A 25,586-nucleotide genomic window follows, 5' to 3' on the forward strand; every position below is an offset into this window, starting at 1 on the left:
ACGGAGGCGAGCGACAGCGAGGCGGAGTCGTGAGCCCACGTTCCTTCGATGCATCCGCGATGCCGACCGTCACCATGGTCGGTGGCGGCCAGCTTGCGCGGATGACACACCAGGCGGCTATCGCGCTGGGCCAGCGGTTGCGGGTACTCGCCGAGAGCCCGGACGATCCGGCCGCGCAGGTGAGCCCGGAGGTCGTTTTCGGCAACCACACCGATCTGACCGCGCTACGCATGGCCGCCGTCGGCTCGCACGCGCTGACCTTCGACCACGAACACGTGCCGACCGAGCACCTGGAGGCACTCGTCGCCGAGGGCGTGAACGTGCAGCCGCCGCCGCGGGCGTTGATCTACGCGCAGGACAAGCTCGCCATGCGCACCAAGCTTTCCGAGCTCGAGCTGCCGGTGCCCGCGTTCACGCCGGTGCTCGCGGCGGACGACGCGGTGGCGTTCGGTGCCGAGCATGGCTGGCCGATCGTGCTCAAGGCGGTGCGCGGCGGCTACGACGGACGCGGCGTCTGGATGCCCGCGTCCGCGACCGAGGCCGAGGCGATCGCGACCGACCAGCTCGCGCACGGCGTCCAACTGCTTGCCGAGGCCAAGGTAGACCTGAAGCGGGAGCTGTCTGCGATGGTGGCCCGCTCGCCGTTCGGTCAGGCCGCGACCTGGCCGGTGGTGGAGACAGTGCAGCGCAACGGCCAGTGCGCGGTGGTGATCGCGCCCGCGCCGGATCTCAGCGAAGAGTTGGCCGCGCGTGCCGAGAGGTTGGCGCTGAACCTGGCGAACCGTCTCGGCGTCGTCGGCGCCATGGCCGTCGAACTCTTCGAGACCCACGACGGCGCCCTGCTGGTGAACGAACTGGCCATGCGCCCGCACAACTCCGGGCACTGGGGCATGGACGGCGCGCGCACCGGTCAATTCGAGCAGCATCTGCGCGCCGTGCTGGACTATCCGCTCGGCGACACCAGTCCACTGGTCCCGGTCACCGTGATGGCGAACATCCTCGGCGCGCCCGAGGCGCCCGCGATGTCGATGGACGAGCGGCTGCACCATCTCTTCGCCAGGATGCCCGACGCGAAGGTGCACATGTACGGCAAGAGCGAACGCCCGGACCGCAAGATCGGGCACATCAACGTGCTCGGCGACGATGTCGCCGTGGTGCGGGAAAAGGCTGAGCGCGCGGCACATTGGATGTCGCACGCGGTATGGACCGACGGATGGGATCCCCATGAGTGAGCGCAGCGAGCGAATCACCGATACAGCGTGCTTCGCGAATGCCGGAGCCGAGCGGAGCGAGGCGTAGGCATGAGTGAACCGCAGGTTGGCCTGATCATGGGCAGCGACTCCGACTGGCCCACCATGGAGGCCGCCGCGGAAGCGCTGGCGGAGTTCGGGATTCGCTTCGAGGTCGGCGTGGTCTCCGCGCATCGCACCCCGCAGCGCATGCTCGACTACGCCCGTGACGCTGCGGGCCGCGGCATCCAGGTCATCATCGCCGGCGCGGGCGGCGCGGCCCACCTGCCCGGCATGGTCGCCTCGGCTACGCCCCTGCCGGTCATCGGTGTTCCCGTTCCCTTGAAGTACCTCGACGGCATGGACTCCCTGCTCTCCATCGTCCAGATGCCTGCGGGCGTCCCGGTGGCCACCGTCTCCATCGGCGGTGCCCGCAACGCGGGCCTGCTCGCCATCCGCATCCTCGCGGCGCACGACCCGGCCCTGCGTGCTCGGATGGAACAGTTCCAAGCCGGTCTGGAACGGATGGTGCTCGAAAAGGACAACGCACTGCGCGCCAAGCTGCTGGGCTAGTCCAGTGGCCCACGATGCTGATGACACAGCGCGATTTCGCCTGACCGTGGTGGATCAGGCGTTGCGGCTGTTCGCTGAACAGGGGTACGAGGCGACGACGGTCGATGAGATCGCGGAGGCCGCGGGGATTTCCCGGCGGACGTTCTTTCGGCAGTTCCGGTCGAAGGAGGATGTGATCTTCGCCGATCACGAGTTCCAGTTGGTGCAGGCAGGGGAGTTCCTTGCCGCGACGCAGGGGGATCCGTGGGAGGCGGTGTGTGCTGCGGTGGTGCAGGTGTTCGAGCGGTTCACGCAGTGGCGGGGGATCGCGGAGCGGCGCTACCGGGTGGTGCGGCGGGTGCCCGCGCTGCGGGAGCGGGAGATCGTGACCGTGTTCCGGTACGAGCGGCTGTTCACCGACTATCTGCGAGATCGACTGCCGGACGTGCCGGATCTGGCGCGGGTGCAGTTCACCGCGGCGGTGACGGCGACGCACAACTATCTGCTGCGGCGGATGGTGCGCGGCGAATCCGACGCGGGTGCCGCGGATCTACGCGTCGAACTCGCGGCGATTCCGCGGGGTGTGGGGCGCGGTGCGGTCGCCGACGAATTGGTGGTCGCGGTGTTTCCCAGGGACATGCCACCGCGACAGGTCGCCGAGCTGGTGACCCGTCGGCTCGGCAGCCTGTGAGCGGAGTCGTAGTATGCAAATGCTGACACTCAGTGCCAAGAAAGTAACCGCCCTTGACATCTGGTTTTTGGGCATATACTCGGCCTGAAGCTGGCACTGAGTGCCGACGCGTTGACGGTCCCGAGGGACGCAGCGATCACGACCGACGACCAGGAGTGTGCCCCCATGGCGGGAAATCCCGATTTCAACCTGTTCCAGCTCGAGGACTTCCACGACGAACTGCGTGCGGCCATCCGCGGGCTGGCGGAGAAGGAAATCGCTCCGTACGCCAAGGACGTCGACGGCAACGCCCGCTTTCCCGAAGAGGCGCTCACCGCGCTGAACGCCGCGGGCTTCAACGCGGTGCACGTGCCCGAGGCATACGGCGGCCAGGACGCGGACTCGGTGGCCACCTGCATCGTGATCGAAGAGGTCGCCCGCGTCTGCGGTTCCTCCTCGCTGATCCCCGCCGTCAACAAGCTCGGCACCATGGGCCTGATCCTCAACGGCTCCGAGGACCTGAAGCAGAAGGTGCTGCCGGACATCGTCAACGGCGAAATGGCCTCCTACGCGCTGTCCGAGCGTGAGGCCGGTTCCGACGCCGCCAGCATGCGCACCCGTGCCAAGAAGGACGGCGACGACTGGGTCATCAACGGCTCCAAGTGTTGGATCACCAACGGCGGCAAGTCTTCCTGGTACACCGTCATGGCGGTGACCGACGCCGACAAGGGCGCCAACGGCATCTCCGCGTTCCTGGTGCACAAGGACGACGAGGGCTTCGTCGTCGGCCCGTTGGAGCACAAGCTCGGCATCAAGGGCTCGCCCACCGCGGAGCTGTACTTCGAGAACTGCCGGGTGCCGGGTGACCGCATCGTCGGCGAGCCGGGCACCGGCTTCAAGACCGCACTGCAGACCCTCGACCACACCCGCCCGACCATCGGCGCGCAGGCCGTCGGCATCGCGCAGGGCGCGCTGGATGCCGCGATCGCCTACACCAAGGACCGCAAGCAGTTCGGCACCGCGATCGCCGACTTCCAGAACACCCAGTTCATGCTCGCCGACATGGCAATGAAGATCGAGGCCGCCCGCCTCATGGTCTACACCTCGGCCGCCCGCGCCGAGCGCGGCGAGAAGAACCTCGGCTTCATCTCCGCCGCCGCCAAGTGCTTCGCCTCCGATGTGGCCATGGAGGTCACCACCAACGCCGTCCAGCTCTTCGGCGGCGCCGGCTACACCACCGACTTCCCGGTGGAGCGGATGATGCGCGACGCGAAGATCACCCAGATCTACGAGGGCACCAACCAGATTCAGCGCGTCGTGATGTCGCGCGCGCTGCTCAGGGGCTGATTCCGCCGATCGGCGGGATGTTCGGGCATGACCTACGGCACGCTCCGGCCGCGGCGCGTCGGCGCGTCGGCGACGCGCGGCGCGTATCTGACGCTCACTGTTCCTATCCGGCCAGTTCTCGCAACGACCGAAGCCAGTGCTCGGCACGACGCGAGCCGTCGCCGGCTAACTCTCCCGCGGCCCGATCACACATCCGCCTGGCCCTGCCGGGTTGCCTGGCTGTGGTCACCCGCCAGTAGGTCACCTACGGAGATCCCGCAGCCGTGGCACCCTCTGACCGCACGGGTGACAATGGTGACAACGACCTCACTCACCCCCCGCCCCCGACAACGGCGTCGGCAGGGTCGCCAACGAAGTCGACCCGGCGGCGGGGGGCTACCGGCACCATCGGCACTTCCCGAGATGGATTCCGGGGCGCGGGAGGAAGCAGGGGAAAGAAGTCCCAGACATGCGAGAGGGAACCCTTCGCACTCGCCGGTCCCGATGCTGGTGGTGCGCAACATGATGACCACCGACTTCCCGTTCTTGCTGGAACGACAGGAGTGGATGTCGGTCTACGTCAAGGACGAGCTTGTCACCGCGTCGAACGGCCGAATTCACCGCCGTGCGCACAGCAGGGCGAACGGGAAACCGGTGTCCGCCGGTCTGCGGCTGGGCGACTGAGCCGGGGACGCGCTGCGAGGTCACCGGATGCGCTGGCCCCGGTTGGCTGGACTCAGGCGACCAGGTCGGCGTACTCGCGGTGCTCGGCGATGTACTTCTCGACGTACCAGCAAGTGGGGATGACCGTGAAGCCTGCGGCGCGCGATTCGTTCAACGCGTACTCGACTACCTGGGCGGCCACGCGACGGCCACGGAACTCGGGGAAGGTCATGGTGTGGTGGAAGTCGCGCACCTTGGTGTCCTCGCCCTCGGCGTAGTCCGCGTACCCGGCGAGGGTGTCGTCGAGGTAGATCTCGAAACGCGTGTCGGCGACGTTGTGCTCGAGCCTGGTGGTCATGATCTGGTGAAACTCCTTCTCGGCCGGGAATGTTCCAGCGGCGGCCGCGGGATGGTGGACGGCGGTGCTCTAGAGGATCGCGCCCGGGTTGAGGATGCCATACGGGTCGAGCGCGTCCTTGATGCGCTGGGTCAGCGCCATCACGTCGGGGCCGAGCTGGTCGGGCAGCCAGGCCTTCTTCAATCGGCCGACGCCGTGTTCGCCAGTAATGGTGCCGCCGAGTGCGATGGCCAGTTCCATGATCTCGTCGAAGGCATGGTGCGCGCGTTCGGTCATCGCGGCGTCGGTCGGATCGTGCACGATGAGCGGGTGGGTGTTGCCGTCGCCCGCGTGCGCGATGACGGAAACGACCACGTCGTTTCGTTCCGCGATCCCGGCGACGCCGGTGATCAGGTCGCCGAGGCGCGGCAGCGGGACACCGACATCCTCGAGCAACAGCAGGCCGAGCTTCTCCACCGCGGGGATGGCGAAACGCCGTGCCGCGGTGAATGCCTCACCTTCCTCTGGGTCTTCGGTGTGGAAGACCTCGGTGGCGCCTGCCTTCTCGCAGGCGGCCACCATGATTTCGGCTTCGTGCCTGGCGAATTCGCCCGGCGCGTCCGATCGGGCGACCAGCAGGCCCGCCGCCTTGCGGTCCAAGCCCATCCGCAGATCGTCCTCGACCGCATTGATGGCCACCGCGTCCATGAATTCCAGCATGGACGGCCGCAGTGTCCCGGTGATGCCGAGGATGGCCTCGGTGGCGGCGGTCAGCGTCGCGAACGAGGCGACGACGGTGCTCTGCAGCGGTTGTGCGGGCAGCAGCCGCAGAGTCAGTTCGGTGATCACCCCGAGGGTGCCCTCGCTGCCGACGAACAGTTTGGTCAGCGACAGACCGGCCGAGTCCTTGAGCCGGGGACCGCCGAGCCGCACCACGGTGCCGTCGGCAAGCACCACCTCCATGCCGAGCACATAATCGGTTGTCACGCCGTACTTCACGCAGCACAGGCCGCCCGCGTTGGTCGCGGCATTGCCGCCGATCGAGCAGATCTCGAAGGAGGAGGGGTCGGGTGGGTACCACAGACCGTGTTCGGCGACGGCGCGTTTGACCTCGGCGTTGAGCAGTCCCGGCTGCACCACCGCGGTGCGGGTGACCGGGTCGACGGCGATGGCGCGCATGCGCTCGGTGCTCAGCACGATGCCGCCGTCGACAGCCGTCGCGCCACCGGACAGCCCGGACCCGGCGCCGCGTGGCACCACCGCGATCCGGTGTTCGTGTGCCCAGCGCAGCGTCGCGGCGACATCGGCGGTGCCGGTGGCACGGACGACGGCCAGCGGCGTGCCCGCATCGGGGTCGCGGGCCCAGTCGCGCCGGTAGCCGTCAAGCAGATCGGGGTCGGTAATGACCGCGCCGTCGGGTAGCAGATCGATCAGGTCATGCACATCCACAGAACTCACGCTAGCTTGCGCGGCGGTCACCGCCGCAAGCCGCCCGAATGTGATGTTGCCCTCCCGGTGGTGCTGGTGTCTGTTCGGGGGAAGAATTCGACGGCAGGTGGCTTGCTGTTCGGGGCAAAAGCAGGCGCTCGCAGAAGTGGCCGAGCAGTGGCGCCGCGATCCGCGCCTACTTGCTGGAGGCGCTGCTGACCGAGGCCGACGATGTGACCCGCAGGCGCTGCCTGACCGCCTGGTCCGCACTCGACCGCAAGCCGCCGCTGACTCAAATCGGCTGACCGTGGCCAGGCTGACCAGCCGGTTTGCCCGGTGATCACTTGGTGGACACCTGCCGCTGCCATGCTGGCGGCGTGCCAGGCCCCGTGACCACCACCGACACCGTGGCGGACCGATTCACCCGCTGGTGCGTCGCCGTTGTCGCGCGCCTGCCGTGGGGGCTGAATCGTCTTGTCGCCCCGACCTTTCTCGGCTTCGCGCTGATCAACGGCTTCACCTTCAGCGTCGACCTCGCGCTGCTCACGGTGTTCCACGGCTGGTGGGGACTTCCGGTCTGGCTGTCGGTCACGGTGGCCTACGTCTGCGCGTTCGGCCTGAGCTTCGTGCTCAACCGCACAGTCAACTTCCACTCGCACGCCCCGGTCGGCAAGCAGGCGGTGGTGTACGTGGCGGTGGTCGCGATCAATTACGTCGCATTCATCCTCGGCGTCGGCAGCGGGCTGACAGCTCTCGGCCTCGAATACCATCTGTCGAGGCTGCTGGCCGGTGCCTGCGAGGCGGTCTACATGTACAGCGCGATGCGGTGGGTGGTGTTCGGCCGCAGGGACACCGGTCCATCGCCGTCCGAATGAGCACCGGTTCCGGCTGGTTACGGTGATGGCCATCCCTGGCTGATCGCCTGGACGGTCTCCGCAGCGCCCCGTTCAAGCGCAGCGTGTTTGCGCTGAGTCGGTTTCGGCGAATCGAGACCGGGCGTCGCTACCGGAGGACCTGAACCTCGTCACCGTCGACAACCACCACGTCGTCGTCGGTGAGCGCCCAATGCGGGGTGCCCTGGGCCCGGAAGCGGGCGGCCAGGCGGTGGCCGTAGCCGTCGGGGTCGGTCGCTGAGTCGATGTGCGGCACGATACGGCGGTCGACCAAACCTAGCCCGTCCCATTGTGGTTCGATGCCGCAGGTGGGTGCGACTTCGGCGGGATCGTCCATGTCGTCGAGGCCGTGTAGATCGGGGCCCATGATGCAGGCGCCCGCGCTGTAACCGGCGTACACCAGTGCGTCGGCGGCCAGTAGCTTCCGCAGCGCGAGATCGGCCCCGCTGCGGGCGAATTGGGCCCGCAGCACGAAGGTGTTGCCGCCGCGCACCCAGATCAGTGGGAATTCAGCCAGAGCGCGTTCCAATTCCGTTGCGCGACCGACGAAGTCGCGCAGGTCCAGCGTCTCGGGTGTGTAACCCAGCTTGCGCAGTGGCGCCTTGTCGCTGGTCACCGCGCCCGCCCACGCCGCGGGCCACGCGTCACAGGCATTGGGAATCACGGCGACTCGACCGGGCTCGCCGACGAGCGCGGCGAGCCGATCGTAATGTGCCCCGAATCGGTAGCTGGACAGGAACAGTCGCACCACGACTCAGAGCGTGAAGGCCAGATTGCGAACCAATCGCAGGCCGAGCTGCTCGTCGCCGCGGATGGCGATCTCGTCGAGGTGTTCGTCGGCGCTGGCGCGGCCGCCACCGAGGCGAACGAAAAGCCCGGAGTCCAAGCGGATTTCGACAGTCGCAGGCTCGTCGAACGCGTCCACATAGGCCGCGCGGCCGTCCACCTGGATGTGCAGGGTCCGCGCCAGCGGGCCGGTCAGCTCGAAGGTGATCCGCGATCCGTCCGGCGCCTTGCCACGCTTGACCACGACTCGTGGAATCGATCCGGCGAACTCGGTGAACGCCAACTCGCCGCGCCTGCCGCCCTCATCGGCGGAGACGCCGAGCGCGTCCGCGATATCGAACTCGTGCATCCAACAGTCGAACAGCCGTACCCGCATGAACCGGCCGTAGCTGACCTGGCCTATCGGCGAAGGGGTTTCGGCCTGCCACTCGGTATCGCCCATGGCCGCAAGGGCTTTGCGCCTGCGGTCGGTGACGTCGCGACACAGCACGAACAGCCGGGCGCCCGACAGCGGCCGCAACCGATCGACCCAGACCTCGTTGAGCACGGAGGTCTCGTTGCGCACGTGCGGGAGGGCGCGCACATCGGTCTTCTCCCGGATCGGATCGTGTGCGGGTGGGCGCTCGCCCAGCAGCCACGATTCGGTGCCTACGACGTGGGCGACCACGTCGAACACGGTCCAGCCCGGCAGCGGAGACGGTGTGCGCCAACGATCTTCGTCGATATCCGAGACCAGCGCCCCGATCGCGTCCCATTGCTCCGACAGCTTGGCGATCAGCTCGCTACGGTCCAGGGTCGGATCAGTCATCCCTGTATTCCTTCCTCGGAGTCGCTGGTGCTGGTCTGTTCTTCGGTGTCCAGTGCCGCGATTCCGGCTTTGATGGCGGCCGCGGTGGACGCCGGATCGTGCGAGCGTCGCAATAGCAGGCCGGCCGCGAAGCTCAGTTTGTCGCCGTGTTTGCGCGGGATCACGTGCAGGTGCACATGTGGAACGGTTTGGAAAGCGGCAGTGCCGTCGTTGAGGACGAGGTTGGCGCCGTCGGCGGCGAGGTCGCTGCGCCGGATCGCCAGCGCCAGTCGGTGTCCCGCTCGGAAAAGATGGGCTCCGAGGTCAGCGTCCAAGTCTTCCAGTTCGGTGGCGTGTCGCTTCGGAATCACCAGCGTGTGGCCGCGGGCAATGGGCCGGATATCGAGGAACACGCACAGGGTGTCGTCCTCGTAGACCTTCGTCGCAGGGGCCTCGCCCGCCGCGATGCGGCAGAAGACGCAGTCGTTCACATCGCCGACCATACGGCGTACGAGGAGTGCCGCATACCCCGATCGGGCATTCGGCATGATGCACATCACTGTTCATGTGCACCACACGTCCCTGACCAGTTGTCGAACCTCGGGGTAAGTAATGGACCTCTACGTTCGGTCTTGTCGTCCTCACCTGCGGCGACAACCATCGGTACTCACATGGTCCCGATCAATCGACAGCGCCGGAGGTACCGACCATGTCCGCCCAAAAACCACAAAACCGGCATACCGCCGGAATCCGGCGCGCACCTGTGATGCCCATCTCAGCTACGCTCACCGCGAGCCGGTACAGTTACGAAGATTTGGACAAACTTACTCCAAAGTAACATCGGCCGGCCGCCGATCGGTTGCTTGAAGCTCAGCATGAGAAGGAAGAGTCTGACAAGTGGAGACAACGCAGAGCGTAGGCGATCAGACGCCGCGTGGAGCGCGTGTCGGAGTCGTTCGCGAGTCTAACGCGGACGAGCGGCGTGTCGCATTGGTGCCCAAGATCATCCCGAGCCTGGTCAAACAGGGCGTGGAAGTAGTGGTCGAAGCGGGCGCCGGACTCGGTGCGCTCATTCCCGACGCGGCCTATATCGAGGCAGGCGCGAGGATCGGCGACCCGTGGTCGGCCGAGGTGGTCGTGAAGGTGGCGCCACCGAGTGACGACGAGGTGGCGAAGCTGTCGAGCGGACAAACGCTGATCGGCTTCCTCGCCCCGCGTAACGCCGAGAACCAGATCGGTGCGCTGAAAGCCGCGGGGGTGCAGGCCTTCGCGGTCGAGGCGATCCCGCGTATTTCACGTGCGCAGGTGATGGACGCGCTGTCCTCGCAGGCAAACGTCGCGGGTTATAAGGCGGTGTTGCTGGCGGCGTCGGACTCGACGCGGTTCTTTCCGATGCTCACCACCGCGGCGGGCACGGTGAAGCCCGCGACCGTGCTGGTGCTCGGTGTCGGTGTCGCCGGCCTGCAGGCGCTGGCCACGGCCAAGCGCCTGGGTGGTCGCACCACCGGTTACGACGTGCGCCCGGAGGTGGCTGATCAGGTGCGTTCGGTCGGTGCGCAGTGGCTCGATCTCGGTATCGACGCCGCCGGTGAGGGCGGGTACGCGCGCGAGCTCACCGACGAGGAGAAGGCCACCCAGCAGCAGGCGTTGGAGGATGCGATCAAGGGTTTCGACGTGGTGATCACCACCGCGCTGGTGCCGGGTCGTCCCGCGCCGCGTCTGGTGACCGCAGCGGCGGTCGAGGGTATGAAGCCCGGCAGTGTGATCGTGGATTTGGCGGGTGAGACCGGCGGTAACTGCGAGCTCACCGAGCCGGGTGAGACGGTGGTCAAGCATGAGGTCACCATCGCCTCGCCGCTGAATCTGCCCGCGACCATGCCCGAGCACGCCAGCGAGCTGTACTCGAAGAATATTTCGGCACTACTGGAACTGATGCTGGTCGACGGCAAGCTCACGCCCGACTTCAGTGATCAGGTGCTCGCCGATTCCTGCGTGACTCGTGAGCGAGGCTTGCCGAGCGAACCGACAAGCACAAGCGTGGAGGCCTGATGTACACCGAACTCCTTGCGAACATCGCGATCCTGGTGCTGTCCGGGTTCGTCGGGTTCGCCGTCATCTCCAAGGTTCCCAACACCCTGCACACCCCACTCATGTCGGGTACCAACGCGATTCATGGCATCGTGGTGCTCGGCGCGCTGGTCACTCTCGGCAACGTGAAGGATCCCTCGGTCCTGACGCAGATCATCCTGTTCGTCGCCGTGGTGTTCGGAACCCTGAACGTCATCGGTGGTTTCGTGGTGACCGATCGCATGCTCGGCATGTTCAAAGGTAAGAAGGCGGCCAAGTAATGCACACGTTCGACAATGTGTCCTATCTGGTCAACGGCCTCTACATCGTGGCCTTCGGCATGTTCATCTACGGTCTGATGGGTTTGACCGGGCCGAAGACCGCGGTGCGCGGCAACCTGATCGCCGCGGTCGGGATGTTCATCGCCGTTGTCGCGACACTGATCTCGGTGCGCCACACCAGCAACTGGATCCTGATCATCGCCGGTCTCGTGGTCGGTATCGCCCTCGGTGTTCCGCCCGCGCGCTTCACCAAGATGACCGCTATGCCGCAGTTGGTCGCCGCGTTCAACGGCGTCGGCGGCGGCACCGTCGCGCTGATCGCCTGGTCGGAATTCATCAACAGCCAAGGCTTTTCACACTTCGACGAACAACCCACCGTGCACATCGTGGTCGGCTCGCTGTTCGCGGCGATCATCGGCTCGATCTCGTTCTGGGGTTCGCTGATCGCGTTCGGCAAGCTGCAGGAAATCCTGCCCGGCCGCCCCCTCGGTCTGGGCAAACTACAGCAACCACTGAACCTGCTACTGCTCATCGGCGCGATCGCGGCCGCGGTGGTGGTCGGCATCGGCGCGACCAATGACGGTGTCTCGCAACTGTGGATGATCGCGGTGCTCGTGTTGGCCGGTGTGCTCGGCCTCGCGGTGGTGCTGCCGATCGGCGGCGCCGACATGCCCGTCGTCATCTCGCTACTCAACGCGCTCACCGGTTTGTCCGCTGCCGCAGCCGGTCTCGCGTTGAACAACACCGCGATGATCGTGGCGGGCATGATCGTCGGCGCGTCCGGCACCATCCTCACCAACCTCATGGCCAAGGCCATGAACCGGTCTATCCCCGCCATCGTCGCCGGCGGATTCGGTGGCGGCGGCACCGCTCCCAGCGCCGCGGGCGGCGAACAAAAACAAGCCAAGGCCACCTCCGCTGGGGACGCTGCGATCCAAATGGCCTACGCCAACCAGGTCATCGTGGTCCCCGGCTACGGCATGGCCGTCGCCCAAGCCCAGCACGCGGTCAAGGAAATGGCGGCTTTGTTGGAAGCCAAGGGCGTCGAGGTCAAATACGCCATCCACCCCGTCGCAGGTCGTATGCCCGGCCACATGAACGTCCTTTTGGCCGAGGCCGAAGTCTCCTACGACGCGCTCAAGGAAATGGACGACATCAACGGCGAATTCGCTCGCACCGACGTCGCTCTCGTCATCGGCGCCAACGACGTCACCAACCCCGCCGCCCGCGAAGACGCCAGCAGCCCTATCTACGGTATGCCCATCCTCAACGTCGACCAAGCCAAAAGCGTCATCGTCCTCAAACGCTCGATGAACAGCGGCTTCGCCGGAATCGACAACCCACTGTTCTACGCCGACCACACCTCGATGCTCTTCGGCGACGCCAAGAAATCCGTCAGCGCGGTCACCGAAGAACTGAAAGCGTTGTAAGACGCGAGAACACCAGGGGCGCGGTAGCATTCGAACCGCAACAAACCCCGGCGCACCAGCTCTCTCAGGCCCGCGCCGGGTGAGGAAAGCCCGCTTCCGTTCGCGGAGGCGGGCTTTCTCACGTAATTCGGTGGCGGGCGGCGCGGGACAAGTCGATCATGGTCGGGATGTATGAGCACCAGGGCTGGCAGTCGCTACCTGTCAGTGGTACCGCGCACCTGACGTTCGCGCTCCTCGATCGCGTCCTTGGCCTCCTTCAGGCTCGCGGCCCGATCGAATTCCCGATAGACCTTGATCGCCTGGATCTTCTTACCCTGCTGGATGAGTTCATCGATCTCGGTGAACCCGAAGGCCAACTTCGGGGCTGCGATGCCGAGATGCTTGATGATCAGGTCGAGTTTGCGTTCGAGGCGATCGATCTTGCGCTCGAGTCTGCTGGCGGCGAACATCTTCCGAATATACCGAGGTCGTCGGGGTGCCGCCCACTAGCCGGGTGTCCGCCGAATTCGTCCGCACGTAGATCGCGCTGCGCTGCAACGCTATCGGCTTGTCGAGGGCCGTAGCCGATCGCGCGCGTGCGTCAACACCTCGACGCGGGCGCCGATCATGTCTGTCTGCAAATGCTGACGGCCTGTCCGACGGCATTGCCGCTATCGCAGTGGCGTGGGCGTCGGCCATCGCGCGGGACACGAGGGTCGAACGGTCGGTCGCGGCGGGACCGGCGGACTACTTACGCGGTGGGGCGACGACACTGGCGTAGCGGCAGCACAGCAGTACGGCGATCAGGGGCACCGCCATCGCTGTGGTGAGCGGGACCAGGGCGGTGAGCCAACCGATCACGGCCGGGCCCGCGAGCAGGCCGAAGTAGCCGAGGCTGAACACCCGGGACATGTCGGTCGCGGCCTTTTCGGAGCCGAGATTGCCTGCGGCGGTGAAGATCTGGGGGATACCCCCCGCGAGGCCGAGACCGGCCATGGCCCAGCCGAGCAGGGTGAGCGGGATCCAGCCGGACACCATGATCAGGCCGATGCCGAGTGCGGCGAGCGCGTTGCCGTAGCGGACCACCGCGACGCGGTCGAATGCGCCGCTGAGCCGGTCGGCGGCGAACCGACCCGCGGTCATCATGATCGAGAAGGCGCTGAATGCCAGGGCGGCGGTAGCCTCCGCGGCGCCGAGGTGCTCGCGCATCTGGAGCGTGCTCCAGTCATTGGCGACGCCCTCGGCCAGCAGCATGGCGAACGCGATGGCGGCCAGCACCAGCACTTTTCGGCTCCGATCGGTGCGCGCCGCAGGATGTGGTGTTGTGGTGGCTGATGATTCCGGCACCTGGGACTCGGATCTGGTATCGCGCAACAGTCTCGGCACCATCGTCGCGATGACGGCCAGGCTCGCGGTCGTGGCCAGCGCCAAGGTCGGTCGCATGTCCCAGCCCGCTCGCAAGGTCGCCGCGCCGATGAGGGAGCCGGCAAAACCGCCGCCGGAGAACAGCGCGTGGAATGCCGCCATGATCGGGCGTCCATAGGCCCGTTCCACATGGACCGCTTGGGTATTCATCGACACGTCCAGCGCGCCGTTGCCGAAACCGAAGCAGGCCAACGCGATAGCCAGGGTGACCGGGCCGGTGGCCAGTCCCGGTCCGAGTACCGCGAGCGATGCGGTGATCGAGGCCGCGCCGACCAGCGTGCGGCTGCCGAAACGGTCCGCGAGCGGGCCCGCGATCCGCATTCCGAGGATGCCCGCACCCGACATCAGCAGGATGAGCATGCCGAGCGTCGATTTCGAGACGCCGGTGCGATCGGTGATGGCCGGAATGTGCACCACCCACATGGACAGTAGGAAGCCGTTCAGCGCGAAGACCACGAACACCGCCGCGCGTGCGACACGAACCGGGCGCTCGATCGTCGGGATAGCCACCGATCCGACGGTACTGAATGATCGCCCACTCGAGCGACCACCAGTCCTGGGGCTACCGCGCCTGGCAGCACCTCGACAGCCCTCGTGCCGATCCCTCGTGCGGCTGCTCGGTAGCACCGCGCACCGGGACTTCATCGGCTGGTGGTCCCGGTCCGCGGATCTCGCCGTCGAGATCCGCGTCCGCAGGGTCGCATGCGTTCGAAGTCCTACTGGCCCTGGCTGTTCCAGAGTCCGGTTGCCGCGGTCTCCGCGGCGTAGACGGTGAAGTCCTTCGCGTCCCGGCCGAGCGCTCGCCGCACACCGTCGGTGGCCTTCGAGTTCCGCCCGTCCAGCACCGCGCCGAAGAGGTAGTCGAGCAGGCTGACCACATCGGCGGGCAGCTGGTAATCGGTCAGTGCCGCAACGAAATCCGTTCGGGAGATCGGAATGAACGCGATGTCGCGCTCGGTTGCCCGCGCGATCTCGGCGACCGCCTCGGCGAAGGTGAGTGCCCGTGGCCCGGTCAGTTCGTAGACCTCGCCGTTGTGCCCGTCCTCGGTCAGCGCGACCACCGCGACATCGGCGATATCGTCGGCGTGCACGAACGGCTCCGGCACATCACCGTTGGGCAGCGCGACCTCGCCCGCCAGCACGTAGTCGATGAACGCGCCCTCGCTGAAGTTCTGCGCGAAGAAGCTGCAGCGCACGATGGTCCAGTCGAGGCCGGAGTCCTGAATGATCTGCTCGCATTCCTCCGCCTCCGGCTCGCCGCGGCCGGAGAGCAGCACGAGCTTGCGGACGCCGGTGGCCTCGGCCGCCGCCGCGAAGGCGCGGATGGTTTCGGGAGCGCCCGCCGCGGCGAGGTCCGGTTGGAACGCGACGTACACCGCGTCGACCCCGGTGAGCGCAGGGGTCCAGGTGTCGCTGTCTTCCCAGTCGAACGGGATGTCCGCGGTGCGGGAGCCGATCCGGACCGCGTGACCGGCCTGCTGGAGCCGGGCCGCGACGCGGCTGCCGGTCTTGCCTGTGCCGCCGGTGACGAGGGTGAGGTGCTGGTGAGTGGTGATATGTGTCATGTCTCGAGTACATCGGCCGGCGCCGAGACGAGACATAGTTCAGAGGCTCATAACCATGCGCATTCGTCTACTGTTGTGGTGTGGATGCGCTCGCCAGTCTGCTCGAAGGTCCACGCGCCCGGGGTGCGTTCGTGATGTGTTCACTGTTGGACCCGCCGTGGTCGCTGCGCATCCAGGACGAGGCGCCGCTGACGGTGGTGTCGATGATCAGCGGCACCGCCTGGATCATGATCGGCTCGGACGGAAAACCGGCCGCACCACGGCAGTTGAACGCGGGCGACGTCGCGATCCTCCGCGGGCCCGACCACTACACGCTCGCCGACGACCCGGCCACCGCACCGCAGATCATCATCGATCCCGGCAATGTCACCAAGACTCCGGACGGTGAAATCCTGTGCGAGACACTGAGTCTCGGGGTGCGGCAGTGGGGCACCGATCCGGACGGCGCTACCCTGATGGTGACCGGGACCTACGAGTCCGCCGGCGCGGCCAGTCAGCGGTTGCTGCGCGCGCTGCCGCCGGTCGTGGTGCTGGCGCGCGGCGACTTCGACACCCGGCTGCTCGATATTCTCGTCGACGAGGCCACCAGGGACGAGCCCGCGCAGAGCGTGGTGCTGGACCGGCTGCTCGACCTGGTGCTCATCGCGGCACTGCGTGCCTGGTTCGCCCGCAATGACGCGCCCGCCTGGTACCACGCCTACAGCGATCCGCTGGTCGGCAAGGCGCTGCGGCTGCTGCAACACAATCCGGCACATGGCTGGACGGTCGCGAGCCTGGCCGAGACGGTCGGGGTGTCGCGGGCCGCGCTGGCCCGCCGGTTCACCGACCTGGTGGGAGAGCCGCCGATGGCATTCCTCACCGAATGGCGGCTTGCGCTGGCCGCCGACCTGCTGCAGGAGTCCGACGCCACCATCGAATCCATTGCCCGTCAGGTGGGTTACGGCAGCGCCTTCGCGCTGAGCACGGCCTTCAAACGGCACTTCGGCGTCAGCCCGCGCGACCACCGGCAGGGCGCCACCCCCGCTGAGCTATCGTCGGCCGGGTGACGCAGCAGTATCCAGTGCTTTGGCCGGTGCCGACCCGGTGGGCCGATAACGACCACTACGGCCACGTGAACAACGTGACGTACTACTCGTACTTCGACACCGCGGTCAACGCGTGGCTGATGGGCGCCACCGGCACCGACATCCGGGAACTGCCCGCGCTCGGCGTGGTCGCGCAGACCTCCTGCCAGTACCTCGGCTCGCTGAGCTTCCCCGACCAACTCCAGGTCGGCGTGCGCGTCTCCCGTCTCGGCCGCTCCAGCATCACCTATGACCTGGCCATCTTCCGCGAGGACGGCGACGCCCTGGAACTCGCGGCCACCGGCACCTTCGTGCACGTCTACGTCGATGCGCAGACGCGCGAACCCATCGAGATTCCCGAGATCATCCGCACCGCCGCCGCCACCCTCGTCACCGAGTAGGCGCGGGCCTACGCCTGGAGGGCGGCCTGGAAGCGGCGCATGCCGTCGAGCCAGCGGTCGTAGTCGGAACCCTTGTAGCGGTACATCTTCAGGACCTCGGGATGGGGCAGGATCAGGAAGTGTTCGGCTTCCACGCCCGCGAGCACCACCTCGGCGACCTGCTCTGGTGACATTACCGCGCCCGCGGTGGTTACCGCCTTGATGGCCAGTTCGCCCGCCGCGGCATCCTCGGGTACCAATCCGCCGCGCAGCAACTGGGTGTCGACGCCCATCGGGCACACGCAGCTGACTCGGATTCCCTTGTCCCCGTACGTTACCGACAACCACTCCGCGAAACCCACGGCCGCGTGCTTGGTCACCGAATAGGGCGCCGAACCGATCTGGGTGAGCAGTCCGGCCGCTGACGCGGTGCTGATGAAGTAGCCGCTGCCGCGCTCCAGCCAGTCGGGCATCAGCAGCCGGGCAGCGCGCACGTGGGCGAGGACATTGACCTCCAGCGCGGCCGACCACTGCGCGTCGGTGCTGTTCAGACCCGGCCCGCCACCGATGCCCGCATTCGCGAAATACAGCTCGACTGGGCCGAATTCGGCCGCGGCGCCATCGATCAGACTCTGGATGACCTGCTCGTCGGCGACATCACCGCCGACCGCAATCGCACCCGCACCGATCGAACCGGCCACGCCCGCAACGGCTTCCGCATCGAGGTCGGCGAGCACCACCCGAGCCCCTTCGGCGACGAGCCGTCGTGCCAGCGCCGCCCCGATGCCCGCCCCAGCCCCCGTGACGATCGCGACCTTGCCCGAAATCTCCATGTCCGCACCCTAGTGGGCGCAGCTGGACGGGGTCCGTCGGTAGCCCAACGCCTGGGCGAGCGCACCGCCTATTGTCGGTCATGACGCCATCCTCGAACCTCGATTGCACTCGAGGTCGAGGGTATTCGCGCCGGTCGGGATTGCATCGTCATTGCGGACGAATGCCGGAATCCACTGCGGACCGGCCGTAGGCGTTCGCTCCGGCCAGCCGGTTCAGCAGCGGCGCGGTGCGCGGACCGACGAGCTGTCGCATCACCAGCGCCATGTTGGTGCGTTCTACGCCGGGGATTTTCAGGATCTGTCCGGCGATCCGGTAGAGGTCGTCGGCGTCCTGCGCGACCACCCGGACGGTCAGATCGGTCGGCCCGGTCATACCGCAGACCTCGGTGACCTCCGGCACCTCGGCGAGTTCGTCGACCACCGAATCCAGTTGGTGCTGGTCGACGACCACGGCGACGAAGGCCGACAGCGGGTAGCCGAGCGCCCTCGGTTCGACTCTCCGCTCGAAACCGCCGAGCACCCCGCCCGCCTCCCAGCGCGACAGCCGCGCCTGCACGGTATTGCGGGACAGGCCGAGCCGGGCGGCCAGCTCCACACCGGTCGCGCGCGGGTTGGCGGCGAGTTCCAGCAACAATCGCGCGTCGGTGGCGTCCAAGCTGGCGTCGACGGGTTCTCCACTGGACATACAACGCAGTATGACATCAGTCGACGGCCGACAATTGGGCATTCTGCTCATTCGCTTGCCGTTCACTTGCGCAGTTCGCTAACGGGTGGATGCTAGGTGATAGAGGACACACGCGCCCGGCGCCAATGGTGAGGAGGCGATCACCGATGCCAGACAAGTCCGACTATCCGGTTCAACTGATCCAGCCCGACGGTCGCCGTGTGTTCGATCGGGAACACGCCGCCGTAGTCGCCGATATCGGCCCCGAGCAACTGTGTGCGCTGTACGAAGACCTGGTGGTGACCCGCAGGATCGACGTCGAGGCGACCGCTCTGCAACGTCAGGGGCAGCTCGGGCTGTGGGCGCCGATGCTCGGGCAGGAGGCCACCCAGGTCGGCTCGGCGCGGGCGCTGCGTCCCGACGACTACGTTTTCTGCAGCTATCGCGAGCACGCCGTCGCCTACTGCCGCGGCGTACCGCCGACCGAACTCACCCGGATGTGGCGCGGGATCGCGCACTCCTGCTGGGATTCCGACGCGGTGAATATGACAAACCCGAACATCATCGTCGGCTCGCAGGGCCTGCATGCCACCGGCTACGCCTATGCCGCCCACCTCGACGGCGCGGAGATCGCGACCATCGCCTACTTCGGCGATGGCGCGACCAGCCAGGGCGATATCGCCGAGGCGCTGGGGTTCGCGGCGAGTTGGAGTGCGCCGGTGGTGTTCCTGTGCCAGAACAATCACTGGGCGATCAGCTCGCCGGTCCGGGTGCAGAGCGCGACGCCGATCGCGCGCCGCGCGTACGGCTATGGCATCCCCGGCGTTCAGGTGGACGGCAACGACGTGCTCGCGGTGCTCGCGGTGACACGGCAGGCCGTCGTGCGGGCGCGTTCCGGTGGTGGCCCGTCCTTCATCGAGGCCATCACCTATCGGATCGGGCCACACACCACCGCGGACGATCCCACCCGCTACCGCTCGGCCGCCGAGACCGAGGAGTGGAAGCGCCGCGACCCGATCGACCGGATGCGCAAGCTGCTGGAGCGCGAGGGACTGTGGGACGAGGCATTCGAACGACAGGTCGCCGCGCACGCCGACGAGGTCGCACGGCAGGTGCGCCGCGCGACCATCGACATGCCCGATCCGGCGCCGTCGCAGCTGTTCGATCATGTCTACGCCACCCCGCATCCGCTCATCACCCAAGAGCGGAGGGAGTACGCGCAGTACCTGGCCGGCGACCCCGGCGAGGCCGCCGCGCGACCGGAAGGAGTCCCCTCATGATCACAACCTTCGCCGCCGCGCTCAATGCCGGGCTGCGGCGGGCAATGGAGGACGATCCGAAGGTCGTGCTGATGGGCGAGGACATCGGCCGCCTCGGCGGGGTGTTCCGGGTGACCGACACGCTGCAGAAGGACTTCGGCGACAACCGCGTCGTCGACACTCCGCTGGCCGAGTCCGGCATTATCGGAACGGCTTTCGGCATGGCGCTGCGCGGCTACCGGCCGGTGTGTGAGATCCAGTTCGACGGCTTCGTGTATCCGGCATTCGACCAGATCGTCTCCCACGTCGCCAAGGTGCACTATCGGACCGAGGGAAAGGTGATCGCGCCTATCACGATTCGCATTCCGTTCGGCGGCGGGATCGGGTCGGTGGAGCACCATTCGGAGTCGCCGGAGGCATATTTCGCGCACACCGCCGGGTTGCGGGTGGTGACACCGAGCAATCCGGCCGCCGCGTATCTCATGATTCGCCAGGCGATCGCGCTCGACGATCCGGTGATCTTCTTCGAACCCAAGCGGCGCTACTGGGACAAGGCCGATGTCGATTTCGACGCGCCCGACGAACTGCCGTTGGACAAGGCCAGGGTGTGCGCCACCGGCGCCGATGCGACGGTCGTCGCTTATGGCGGCACCGTGGCGACCGCACTGACCTCCGCGAAAATCGCTGCCGAGGAAGGGCATTCGCTCGAGGTGATCGATCTGCGCAGCCTCTCGCCGATCGACTTCGACACCATCGAGGAGTCGGTGGCCAAGACCGGCAGGCTGGTCGTGGTGCACGAGGCGCCGGTCTTCGCCGGGCTCGGCGCCGAAATCGCCGCCCGCATTACCGAGCGCTGCTTCTATCATCTGGAGGCGCCGGTGCTGCGCGTCGGCGGGTTCGACATCCCCTACCCCCCGGCTAAGCTCGAAAAGCACCACGTGCCCGACCCCGACCGCATTCTGGCGGCGGTAGATCGCTCGCTCGCCGCCTGACCGCCCAGTGAGAGGTGCTCTCCGTGGAAGATCGTGCCCCCCAGGAAGATCAGGGTCATGTCCTGGAATTCCGGCTGCCCGATCTCGGCGAAGGGCTCACCGACGCCGCGCTGGTGTCGTGGTCGGTCGGCGTCGGCGACACGGTGGAGTTGAATCAGGCTATCGCGGAGGTGGAGACGGCCAAGGCCGTGGTGGCGTTGCCGTCGCCGTTCTCCGGGACAGTGGTGGAACTGCTGGCCGAGCCCGGTGACACCGTGCCGGTGGGCGCGCCGCTGATTCGGGTGCGCAACGATCTGGAAGTCCCTGCGGCGGCCTCGGAGCAGGGCAGCCCGGCGAACGGTTCCGGGCGCACCTCCGTGCTGGTGGGATACGGTCCCGAAGGTGAAGAAGCGGTCTCCCGCAGGCGCAGGCCCGCCGCCTCGGAACCGCCTGTCCCGCAGGGGCATTTCGAAGCGCAGACCAGCCGGGCCGCCGCGACTCCTGCGGCGCGCAAACTCGCCCGCGAACTCGGTATCGATCTCTGGTACGTCGCGGGCTCCGGGCCCGACGGCGCGGTGACCGTCGAGGATGTGCGCGGCGCCGTCCCGGTATCGCAGTCGCGCGCGGTGGCCACTCGCGCCGACGGCGACACGGCGCAGGCCACGCCCGCCCCGCGCTCAGTGACCGATCAGCACGGCGGTCTCATCCGGTCCGCTGAACGCGAGGAGCGCACTCCGGTCAGCGGCATTCGCAAGCGCACCGCGGCGGCCATGGTCGCGAGCGCCCGCACCATCCCGCAGGCCAGCACCTTCGTCACCCTCGATTTCACCGCGTCGATGGAACTGCTCGACCATCTGCGCACCACCAAGTCGTTCGCGGGTCTGACGCTCACGCCGCTGGCGCTGGTCGCCAAGGCCGTCCTCGCCGCGCTCGCCGAATTCCCTGATATCAATGCGTACTGGGACGAGGCGAAGCAGGAGATCGTCACCAAGCACTACGTGAACCTCGGCATCGCGGTGGCCACCGATCGGGGCCTGATGGTGCCCAATCTCAAGGAAGCCCAGACGTTGAGCCTGCATGATCTGTGCCGGGAGATCGGCTGGTTGGCCGACACGGCACGCTCGGGCAGCGCCACCCCCACCGACCTGCGTGGCGGCACCTTCACCATCACCAATGTGGGCGTGTTCGGCGTCGATGTCGGGGTTCCGCTGGTCAATCCCGGCGAGGCGATGATCCTGTGCCTCGGCTCGATCAGCAAGCGGCCCTGGGTGTTCCGCGACGAATTGGCCATCCGCTGGGTCACCACGCTCGGCATCAGCTTCGACCACCGGATGATCGACGGCGAACTGTCCTCCCGTTTCCTCGCCACGGTCGCCGGGCTGCTCGAGGACCCGCTCACCCTGCTGAGCCGCATCTGACCGCTCAACCCAGTCGTGGGCGCATTGCGGTGCGTGGGTGTGCGGAGCGCAACATCGTACAACGCCTCAGCCCTTGCGGTGAGCGAGCACCTGACGGACCATCAGTCCGGCGAGCAAGGCCCAGAATGCGGCGCCGATACCGAGGAAGCCGACGCCGGATGCGGCGATAAGGAACGTGACGATGCCTGCTTCGCGGTGCTGTTCGGATTTGAGGGCACCCGCAAGCGCGCCGCCGATGGTGGCCAGAAGCGCAAGGCCCGCAACGGTTTCCAGGGTTCCCTTTGGTGCGGTGGCGATCAAGGTGACCAGTGCGGCCGAGCCGAGGGCGAGGATCAGGTAGATGGCGCCCGCGGTGAAGGTGGCGATCCAGCGGCGCTTCGGGTCCGGGTGGGCGGATGGTGCGGCGGAGAGGGCGGCGCTGATGGCGGCCAGGTTGATCGCGTGACCACCCGCGGGCGCGGCGAAGATGGTGCCGATCCCGGTGACGACCATCGATGCGCGCCAGGGCACCTGGTACCCGAATGAACTCATGACCGCGGTGCCCGGAATATTCTGCGAGGCCATGGTGACGATGTAGAGGGGGATCGCGACGCCGATCATCGCCTGCCAATTCCAGTGCGGCAGTGTCAGTTCGATCGAAGGCGCCATCGCGGCGAGATCGAGGTGCTTGTGCTGGACGGCAATGCTGATGCCGGCACCGATCGCCGCGGTGGCGAACGCCGCGATCACCGCCCAGCGCTTGGCCACTCGCTGCAACACGAGCCAAACGACGATTACCGGCACCACCACCGCCGGACTGGTCTGCACCGCCTTCACCGGCGCCAGACACAGCGGCAACAGCACGCCGGCAAGCATGGCCTGCGCGATCTCCACCGGAATCGAGGCGACCAGCTTGCCGAGCCGCTGCCACAGCCCCGTCACCACGATCAGCACGCCGGTAATAGCGAACGCACCCACCGCTGCCGCCCACCCACCGGACACCGCGCCGGTGCTCGCGAGCAGCGCCGCTCCCGGCGTCGACCAAGCCAGCGTGATCGGCATCCGATACCGATAGCTCAGCAGCATCATCCCGATGGCCGGGGTGACGCACAGCGCGAGCAGCCCCGACGCCGCCTGTGCCGAACTCGCCCCGACCGCGGTCAAACCACTCAGCACCACCGCGAACGCACTGGTGAACCCGACCAACGCGGTAATCGTCCCGGCGCCGAGCGGCTGCGCGAGTCCGACCTTGGGGGTGACCGTCGCGTCTTCGGGCTCGACAGTCGGCTCGGACGATGCGGCGGGAGCTGGCGGAACCTGGGACATCATCGGGATATTGCCTCCGACACGGCATGGTGTCACCGGCCAGTGGCCGAAAACTGGTCTGAATTCGGCGACGTCCGATTATGGTGGACTGCCGATGTGTGTCTAGCTCGGATGGGGACCCGTGATTTCGCGTGTACATGGGTAACTCACCGGGTACGCCCAAAACCCACCTGGAACATGACGCAGGACCTGCACGCAGGCCTCGTGGCTCTTACTAGTATGGACTTAATATTCGGAGAGGCGGAATAGCGTTGAGCGCGGTACTGATCTCGACGGGAGAGTTACGGGAAGCTTTGGCGGACAAGCGGGTTCGTCTGCTCGATGTGCGCTGGGCGCTGGGTGACCCGGACGGCCCGCAACACTATCTGGACGGTCACGTCCCGGGTGCGGTGTTCGTCGATCTGGAGACCGAGCTGTCCGCGCCGCCGTCTCCGGCGCGCGGACGGCATCCGATGCCCGAGCTCGCGCAGTTGGAGAAGTGTGCCCGCAGCTGGGGTATTCGGAATGGCGAGGCGGTCGTCGTCTACGACGCGACCGGCGGGATGGCGGCGGCGCGGGCGTGGTGGTTGCTGCGCTGGGCCGGGATCGCGGATGTACGGATCCTGGATGGCGGGCTGCCCGCGTGGACGCGTGCGGGCGGCGAGATCGCCTCGGGCGCCGAGCCGGATCCCGAACCGGGCGACGTCGAACTCAGTCCCGACCACCTCCCGACCATCGACGCCGACGCCGCCGCCAAGTGGGACGGCGTGCTGCTCGACGCGCGCGCGGGCGAGCGCTATCGCGGCGAGACGGAACCGATCGATCCCCGGGCAGGTCACATTCCCGGTGCACGCAGTGCGCCCACCACCGAGAACCTCGACGCGGACGGCCGGTTCCGCGGTGCGGACGAATTGCGTGATCGCTTCGCCGAATTCGGCTCCGGACCGATCGCCGTGTACTGCGGATCCGGCGTCACCGCCGCTCATCAGGTTGCCGCGCTCGCGGTCGTCGGAGTGACCGCAGCCCTCTATCCGGGTTCGTGGTCACAATGGTCCAACGACCCCAAGCGGCTGGTCGCGACCGGTAGCTGAGCAGCTGGACCGATCCGCGGTTCACAACCAGGCGCGAGCCAGCAATTCGTCCTCGGCGAGCTCGCTCGCTCGCGGTGGGAATCTGGTGGCCGCGATGGTCCGGGCACGTATGCCATCGTGCCCGATCAGCCAAGCACCGCCGCGCTCCTCGCACTCGGCGATCTTGGCGAAGGTGGTGAGCAGAAACGTGATCGCCTCACCCGGATCCAGAGTGCGGGCCAGCCGCTGTGATTCACCGGGACGTGACAGGTCCAGCCACACGCCGCACTGTCCGTCGAGTCTCATGCCGACGATCTTGTCGGCATGAATGAAGGTGAATTTGCGCCGTTCCCACGGTGTTGTCGGCGTGAAGCTCTACTCGAGTACCTGGAGCAGAATCGTCATGCTACTGCCCTCCGCTTTTCTCAGGTTCCCATTGACGTTTAGCTGTGATTCCTCTGCGATGACCAGGGAACATTCAAGTATGTTCCGGCTGCGCCAGGAAATCCAGAAAGGTGCGCGGCCGAGCTGTTGCCCGCCCGGCCGCTGCGGGAGCGGACACGGTCGTACCGGTGCCCACCGCCGACGAGCCGGGTGGAGAAGGTTTTCGCCCCTTCGCGGCAGAGCAGGTGCGCCCACTGCCGTAGTCGCGCACCCCGAGGTGGGCGACCGTTACTGCGTGGCGCGGTGGCGTGGGTGTTCGAGCAGCGCTTGCCATGCTGCGTGCCATGGGTACAGGTCGATGAAATTCTCGCCCGGCTCGTGTTCGTCGACTTCTACGATCGCCACGCCCCAACCGGATAGCTTGCGTATCGCGTCCTGGATAGCGGGAAAGCTGAGGTGCGCCTGGTTCGAGGACGGTACGGCTACTACCGGTAACCCCTTGCCGACACCTTCGACCAGCAGCCCCAACGGCAACGTGTCGGAGATCCCGACCGCCCACTTCGCCACCGAGTTGCAGGTGATCGGCGCCGCGATCATGGCATCGGCCGGTGGCAAGACGTCCGGGGTACCGGGATCCTTGTACTGGCTACGTATCGGGTGCCCAGTCTGGGCTTCCAGCGCAGCGACATCGATGAACCGACAACCTTCCGGCGAAGCGATCACGCACACATCCCAGCCGTCGGCCTGCGCAAGATCGACGAGCTTGCCGACATCGCGAGCAGCGGACGAGCCGGTGACAATGGCATACAGGACAGGGTTCCCCTGATCGTTCATCACCCCA

Annotated in this window: 27 protein-coding genes and 1 pseudogene; 15 read left to right on the top strand and 13 right to left on the bottom strand. The window is 67.0% G+C overall.

What is annotated here, in order from left to right; all coding sequences use genetic code 11:
• The first annotated feature begins 59 nt into the window (after nucleotides 1-59).
• The 5 genes from ACV7NQ_RS23720 (at nucleotide 60) to ACV7NQ_RS23740 (ending at nucleotide 4,461) form a co-directional block, all read left to right on the top strand.
• Nucleotides 60-1,232 (top strand): 5-(carboxyamino)imidazole ribonucleotide synthase, encoded by a 1,173-nt coding sequence (locus ACV7NQ_RS23720; RefSeq protein WP_463365790.1) that lies wholly within the window; start codon nucleotides 60-62, stop codon nucleotides 1,230-1,232.
• A 69-nt stretch (nucleotides 1,233-1,301) separates the two neighbouring features.
• Nucleotides 1,302-1,802 carry a 5-(carboxyamino)imidazole ribonucleotide mutase gene (gene purE / locus ACV7NQ_RS23725; RefSeq protein ID WP_463361655.1) on the top strand — a complete coding sequence of 167 codons (501 nt, stop codon included), beginning with the start codon at nucleotides 1,302-1,304 and terminating at the stop codon, nucleotides 1,800-1,802.
• Nucleotides 1,803-1,806: 4 nt separating this feature from the next.
• Nucleotides 1,807-2,472 (top strand): TetR/AcrR family transcriptional regulator, encoded by a 666-nt coding sequence (locus ACV7NQ_RS23730; protein ID WP_463361656.1) that lies wholly within the window; start codon nucleotides 1,807-1,809, stop codon nucleotides 2,470-2,472.
• Nucleotides 2,473-2,637: 165 nt separating this feature from the next.
• Entirely contained in the window at nucleotides 2,638-3,798 is a 1,161-nt protein-coding gene (locus ACV7NQ_RS23735) for an acyl-CoA dehydrogenase (protein ID WP_463361657.1), read from the top strand.
• Between the two features lie 402 nt (nucleotides 3,799-4,200).
• Nucleotides 4,201-4,461, top strand: a complete 261-nt coding sequence (locus tag ACV7NQ_RS23740; protein WP_463361658.1) for a DUF6875 domain-containing protein — start codon at nucleotides 4,201-4,203, stop codon at nucleotides 4,459-4,461.
• A 52-nt stretch (nucleotides 4,462-4,513) separates the two neighbouring features.
• Here ACV7NQ_RS23740 and ACV7NQ_RS23745 read toward each other — a convergent pair whose 3' ends face one another.
• Both ACV7NQ_RS23745 and ACV7NQ_RS23750 read right to left on the bottom strand, forming a co-directional pair.
• Nucleotides 4,514-4,798, bottom strand: coding sequence for a GNAT family N-acetyltransferase (locus ACV7NQ_RS23745; protein WP_463361659.1), 285 nt, complete (start codon nucleotides 4,796-4,798; stop codon nucleotides 4,514-4,516).
• Nucleotides 4,799-4,867: 69 nt separating this feature from the next.
• On the bottom strand, nucleotides 4,868-6,226 hold the full coding sequence (locus tag ACV7NQ_RS23750; protein WP_463361660.1) for an FAD-binding oxidoreductase: 1,359 nt from the start codon (nucleotides 6,224-6,226) through the stop codon (nucleotides 4,868-4,870).
• A gap of 356 nt (nucleotides 6,227-6,582) precedes the next feature.
• Between ACV7NQ_RS23750 and ACV7NQ_RS23755 the strand changes: the two genes are divergently transcribed.
• The gene (locus ACV7NQ_RS23755) at nucleotides 6,583-7,080 is read left to right on the top strand and encodes a GtrA family protein (protein WP_463361661.1); all 498 of its coding nucleotides are present in this window, start codon (nucleotides 6,583-6,585) and stop codon (nucleotides 7,078-7,080) included.
• 127 nt (nucleotides 7,081-7,207) lie between these two features.
• Here the strand turns inward: ACV7NQ_RS23755 and ACV7NQ_RS23760 are convergent, their stop codons facing one another.
• Genes ACV7NQ_RS23760 through ACV7NQ_RS23770 form a run of 3 tightly spaced genes read right to left on the bottom strand, consistent with a single transcriptional unit; the run spans nucleotide 7,208 to nucleotide 9,162 of the window.
• On the bottom strand, nucleotides 7,208-7,846 hold the full coding sequence (locus ACV7NQ_RS23760; protein WP_463365791.1) for a Type 1 glutamine amidotransferase-like domain-containing protein: 639 nt from the start codon (nucleotides 7,844-7,846) through the stop codon (nucleotides 7,208-7,210).
• Between the two features lie 6 nt (nucleotides 7,847-7,852).
• Nucleotides 7,853-8,692: a maleylpyruvate isomerase family mycothiol-dependent enzyme gene (locus tag ACV7NQ_RS23765; protein WP_463361662.1), complete on the bottom strand. Its 840-nt coding sequence runs from the start codon at nucleotides 8,690-8,692 to the stop codon at nucleotides 7,853-7,855.
• Nucleotides 8,689-9,162 (bottom strand): HIT family protein, encoded by a 474-nt coding sequence (locus ACV7NQ_RS23770; RefSeq protein ID WP_463365792.1) that lies wholly within the window; start codon nucleotides 9,160-9,162, stop codon nucleotides 8,689-8,691. Before ACV7NQ_RS23770 ends, ACV7NQ_RS23765 begins: the two co-directional genes overlap by 4 nt.
• Before the next feature lie 406 nt (nucleotides 9,163-9,568).
• Between ACV7NQ_RS23770 and ACV7NQ_RS23775 the strand changes: the two genes are divergently transcribed.
• The 3 genes from ACV7NQ_RS23775 to ACV7NQ_RS23785 are packed head-to-tail and all read left to right on the top strand — an operon-like array spanning nucleotide 9,569 to nucleotide 12,449.
• On the top strand, nucleotides 9,569-10,720 hold the full coding sequence (locus ACV7NQ_RS23775; RefSeq protein ID WP_463361663.1) for a Re/Si-specific NAD(P)(+) transhydrogenase subunit alpha: 1,152 nt from the start codon (nucleotides 9,569-9,571) through the stop codon (nucleotides 10,718-10,720).
• Nucleotides 10,720-11,019, top strand: a complete 300-nt coding sequence (locus ACV7NQ_RS23780; protein WP_463361664.1) for an NAD(P) transhydrogenase subunit alpha part 2 — start codon at nucleotides 10,720-10,722, stop codon at nucleotides 11,017-11,019. The genes ACV7NQ_RS23775 and ACV7NQ_RS23780 overlap by 1 nt, the downstream gene beginning before the upstream one ends.
• On the top strand, nucleotides 11,019-12,449 hold the full coding sequence (locus ACV7NQ_RS23785; protein ID WP_463361665.1) for an NAD(P)(+) transhydrogenase (Re/Si-specific) subunit beta: 1,431 nt from the start codon (nucleotides 11,019-11,021) through the stop codon (nucleotides 12,447-12,449). The genes ACV7NQ_RS23780 and ACV7NQ_RS23785 overlap by 1 nt, the downstream gene beginning before the upstream one ends.
• 194 nt (nucleotides 12,450-12,643) lie before the next feature.
• Here ACV7NQ_RS23785 and ACV7NQ_RS23790 read toward each other — a convergent pair whose 3' ends face one another.
• The 3 genes from ACV7NQ_RS23790 to ACV7NQ_RS23800 all read right to left on the bottom strand — a co-directional run bounded on the left by ACV7NQ_RS23790 (nucleotide 12,644) and on the right by ACV7NQ_RS23800 (nucleotide 15,418).
• The gene (locus ACV7NQ_RS23790; protein WP_463361666.1) at nucleotides 12,644-12,898 is read right to left on the bottom strand and encodes a hypothetical protein; all 255 of its coding nucleotides are present in this window, start codon (nucleotides 12,896-12,898) and stop codon (nucleotides 12,644-12,646) included.
• 277 nt (nucleotides 12,899-13,175) lie between these two features.
• Entirely contained in the window at nucleotides 13,176-14,363 is a 1,188-nt protein-coding gene (locus tag ACV7NQ_RS23795) for an MFS transporter (protein ID WP_463361667.1), read from the bottom strand.
• Between the two features lie 206 nt (nucleotides 14,364-14,569).
• The gene (locus tag ACV7NQ_RS23800) at nucleotides 14,570-15,418 is read right to left on the bottom strand and encodes an SDR family oxidoreductase (RefSeq protein ID WP_463361668.1); all 849 of its coding nucleotides are present in this window, start codon (nucleotides 15,416-15,418) and stop codon (nucleotides 14,570-14,572) included.
• A gap of 80 nt (nucleotides 15,419-15,498) precedes the next feature.
• Here ACV7NQ_RS23800 and ACV7NQ_RS23805 point away from each other — a divergent pair, with 80 nt between their 5' ends.
• The gene (locus ACV7NQ_RS23805; RefSeq protein WP_463361669.1) at nucleotides 15,499-16,464 is read left to right on the top strand and encodes an AraC family transcriptional regulator; all 966 of its coding nucleotides are present in this window, start codon (nucleotides 15,499-15,501) and stop codon (nucleotides 16,462-16,464) included.
• The gene (locus tag ACV7NQ_RS23810) at nucleotides 16,461-16,883 is read left to right on the top strand and encodes an acyl-CoA thioesterase (protein ID WP_463361670.1); all 423 of its coding nucleotides are present in this window, start codon (nucleotides 16,461-16,463) and stop codon (nucleotides 16,881-16,883) included. Before ACV7NQ_RS23805 ends, ACV7NQ_RS23810 begins: the two co-directional genes overlap by 4 nt.
• 8 nt (nucleotides 16,884-16,891) lie before the next feature.
• Here the strand turns inward: ACV7NQ_RS23810 and ACV7NQ_RS23815 are convergent, their stop codons facing one another.
• The gene (locus ACV7NQ_RS23815; protein WP_463361671.1) at nucleotides 16,892-17,695 is read right to left on the bottom strand and encodes an SDR family oxidoreductase; all 804 of its coding nucleotides are present in this window, start codon (nucleotides 17,693-17,695) and stop codon (nucleotides 16,892-16,894) included.
• A 148-nt stretch (nucleotides 17,696-17,843) separates the two neighbouring features.
• On the bottom strand, nucleotides 17,844-18,380 hold the full coding sequence (locus ACV7NQ_RS23820) for an Lrp/AsnC family transcriptional regulator (protein WP_463361672.1): 537 nt from the start codon (nucleotides 18,378-18,380) through the stop codon (nucleotides 17,844-17,846).
• Nucleotides 18,381-18,526: 146 nt separating this feature from the next.
• Here ACV7NQ_RS23820 and pdhA point away from each other — a divergent pair, with 146 nt between their 5' ends.
• From pdhA to ACV7NQ_RS23835, 3 genes are read left to right on the top strand one after another with little or no spacing between them, the layout of a single operon-like run.
• Entirely contained in the window at nucleotides 18,527-19,639 is a 1,113-nt protein-coding gene (gene pdhA / locus ACV7NQ_RS23825) for a pyruvate dehydrogenase (acetyl-transferring) E1 component subunit alpha (protein ID WP_463361673.1), read from the top strand.
• On the top strand, nucleotides 19,636-20,610 hold the full coding sequence (locus ACV7NQ_RS23830) for an alpha-ketoacid dehydrogenase subunit beta (RefSeq protein WP_463361674.1): 975 nt from the start codon (nucleotides 19,636-19,638) through the stop codon (nucleotides 20,608-20,610). The genes pdhA and ACV7NQ_RS23830 overlap by 4 nt, the downstream gene beginning before the upstream one ends.
• A 23-nt stretch (nucleotides 20,611-20,633) precedes the next feature.
• Nucleotides 20,634-22,007 (top strand): dihydrolipoamide acetyltransferase family protein, encoded by a 1,374-nt coding sequence (locus ACV7NQ_RS23835; RefSeq protein ID WP_463361675.1) that lies wholly within the window; start codon nucleotides 20,634-20,636, stop codon nucleotides 22,005-22,007.
• 66 nt (nucleotides 22,008-22,073) lie between these two features.
• Here ACV7NQ_RS23835 and ACV7NQ_RS23840 read toward each other — a convergent pair whose 3' ends face one another.
• On the bottom strand, nucleotides 22,074-23,312 hold the full coding sequence (locus ACV7NQ_RS23840; protein ID WP_463365793.1) for a benzoate/H(+) symporter BenE family transporter: 1,239 nt from the start codon (nucleotides 23,310-23,312) through the stop codon (nucleotides 22,074-22,076).
• Between the two features lie 263 nt (nucleotides 23,313-23,575).
• On the opposite strand from ACV7NQ_RS23840, the gene ACV7NQ_RS23845 reads away from it, so the two are divergent.
• The gene (locus ACV7NQ_RS23845) at nucleotides 23,576-24,382 is read left to right on the top strand and encodes a sulfurtransferase (protein ID WP_463365794.1); all 807 of its coding nucleotides are present in this window, start codon (nucleotides 23,576-23,578) and stop codon (nucleotides 24,380-24,382) included.
• 21 nt (nucleotides 24,383-24,403) lie between these two features.
• On the opposite strand, the pseudogene ACV7NQ_RS23850 reads toward ACV7NQ_RS23845, so the two are convergent.
• Together ACV7NQ_RS23850 and ACV7NQ_RS23855 are read right to left on the bottom strand one after the other, a co-directional pair.
• Nucleotides 24,404-24,766: pseudogene (locus ACV7NQ_RS23850) on the bottom strand (hypothetical protein).
• A gap of 267 nt (nucleotides 24,767-25,033) precedes the next feature.
• The gene (locus ACV7NQ_RS23855; protein ID WP_463361676.1) at nucleotides 25,034-25,579 is read right to left on the bottom strand and encodes a flavoprotein; all 546 of its coding nucleotides are present in this window, start codon (nucleotides 25,577-25,579) and stop codon (nucleotides 25,034-25,036) included.
• Nucleotides 25,580-25,586: the final 7 nt, after the last annotated feature.

Source organism: Nocardia sp. Tas62D01 (genome assembly GCF_055232035.1).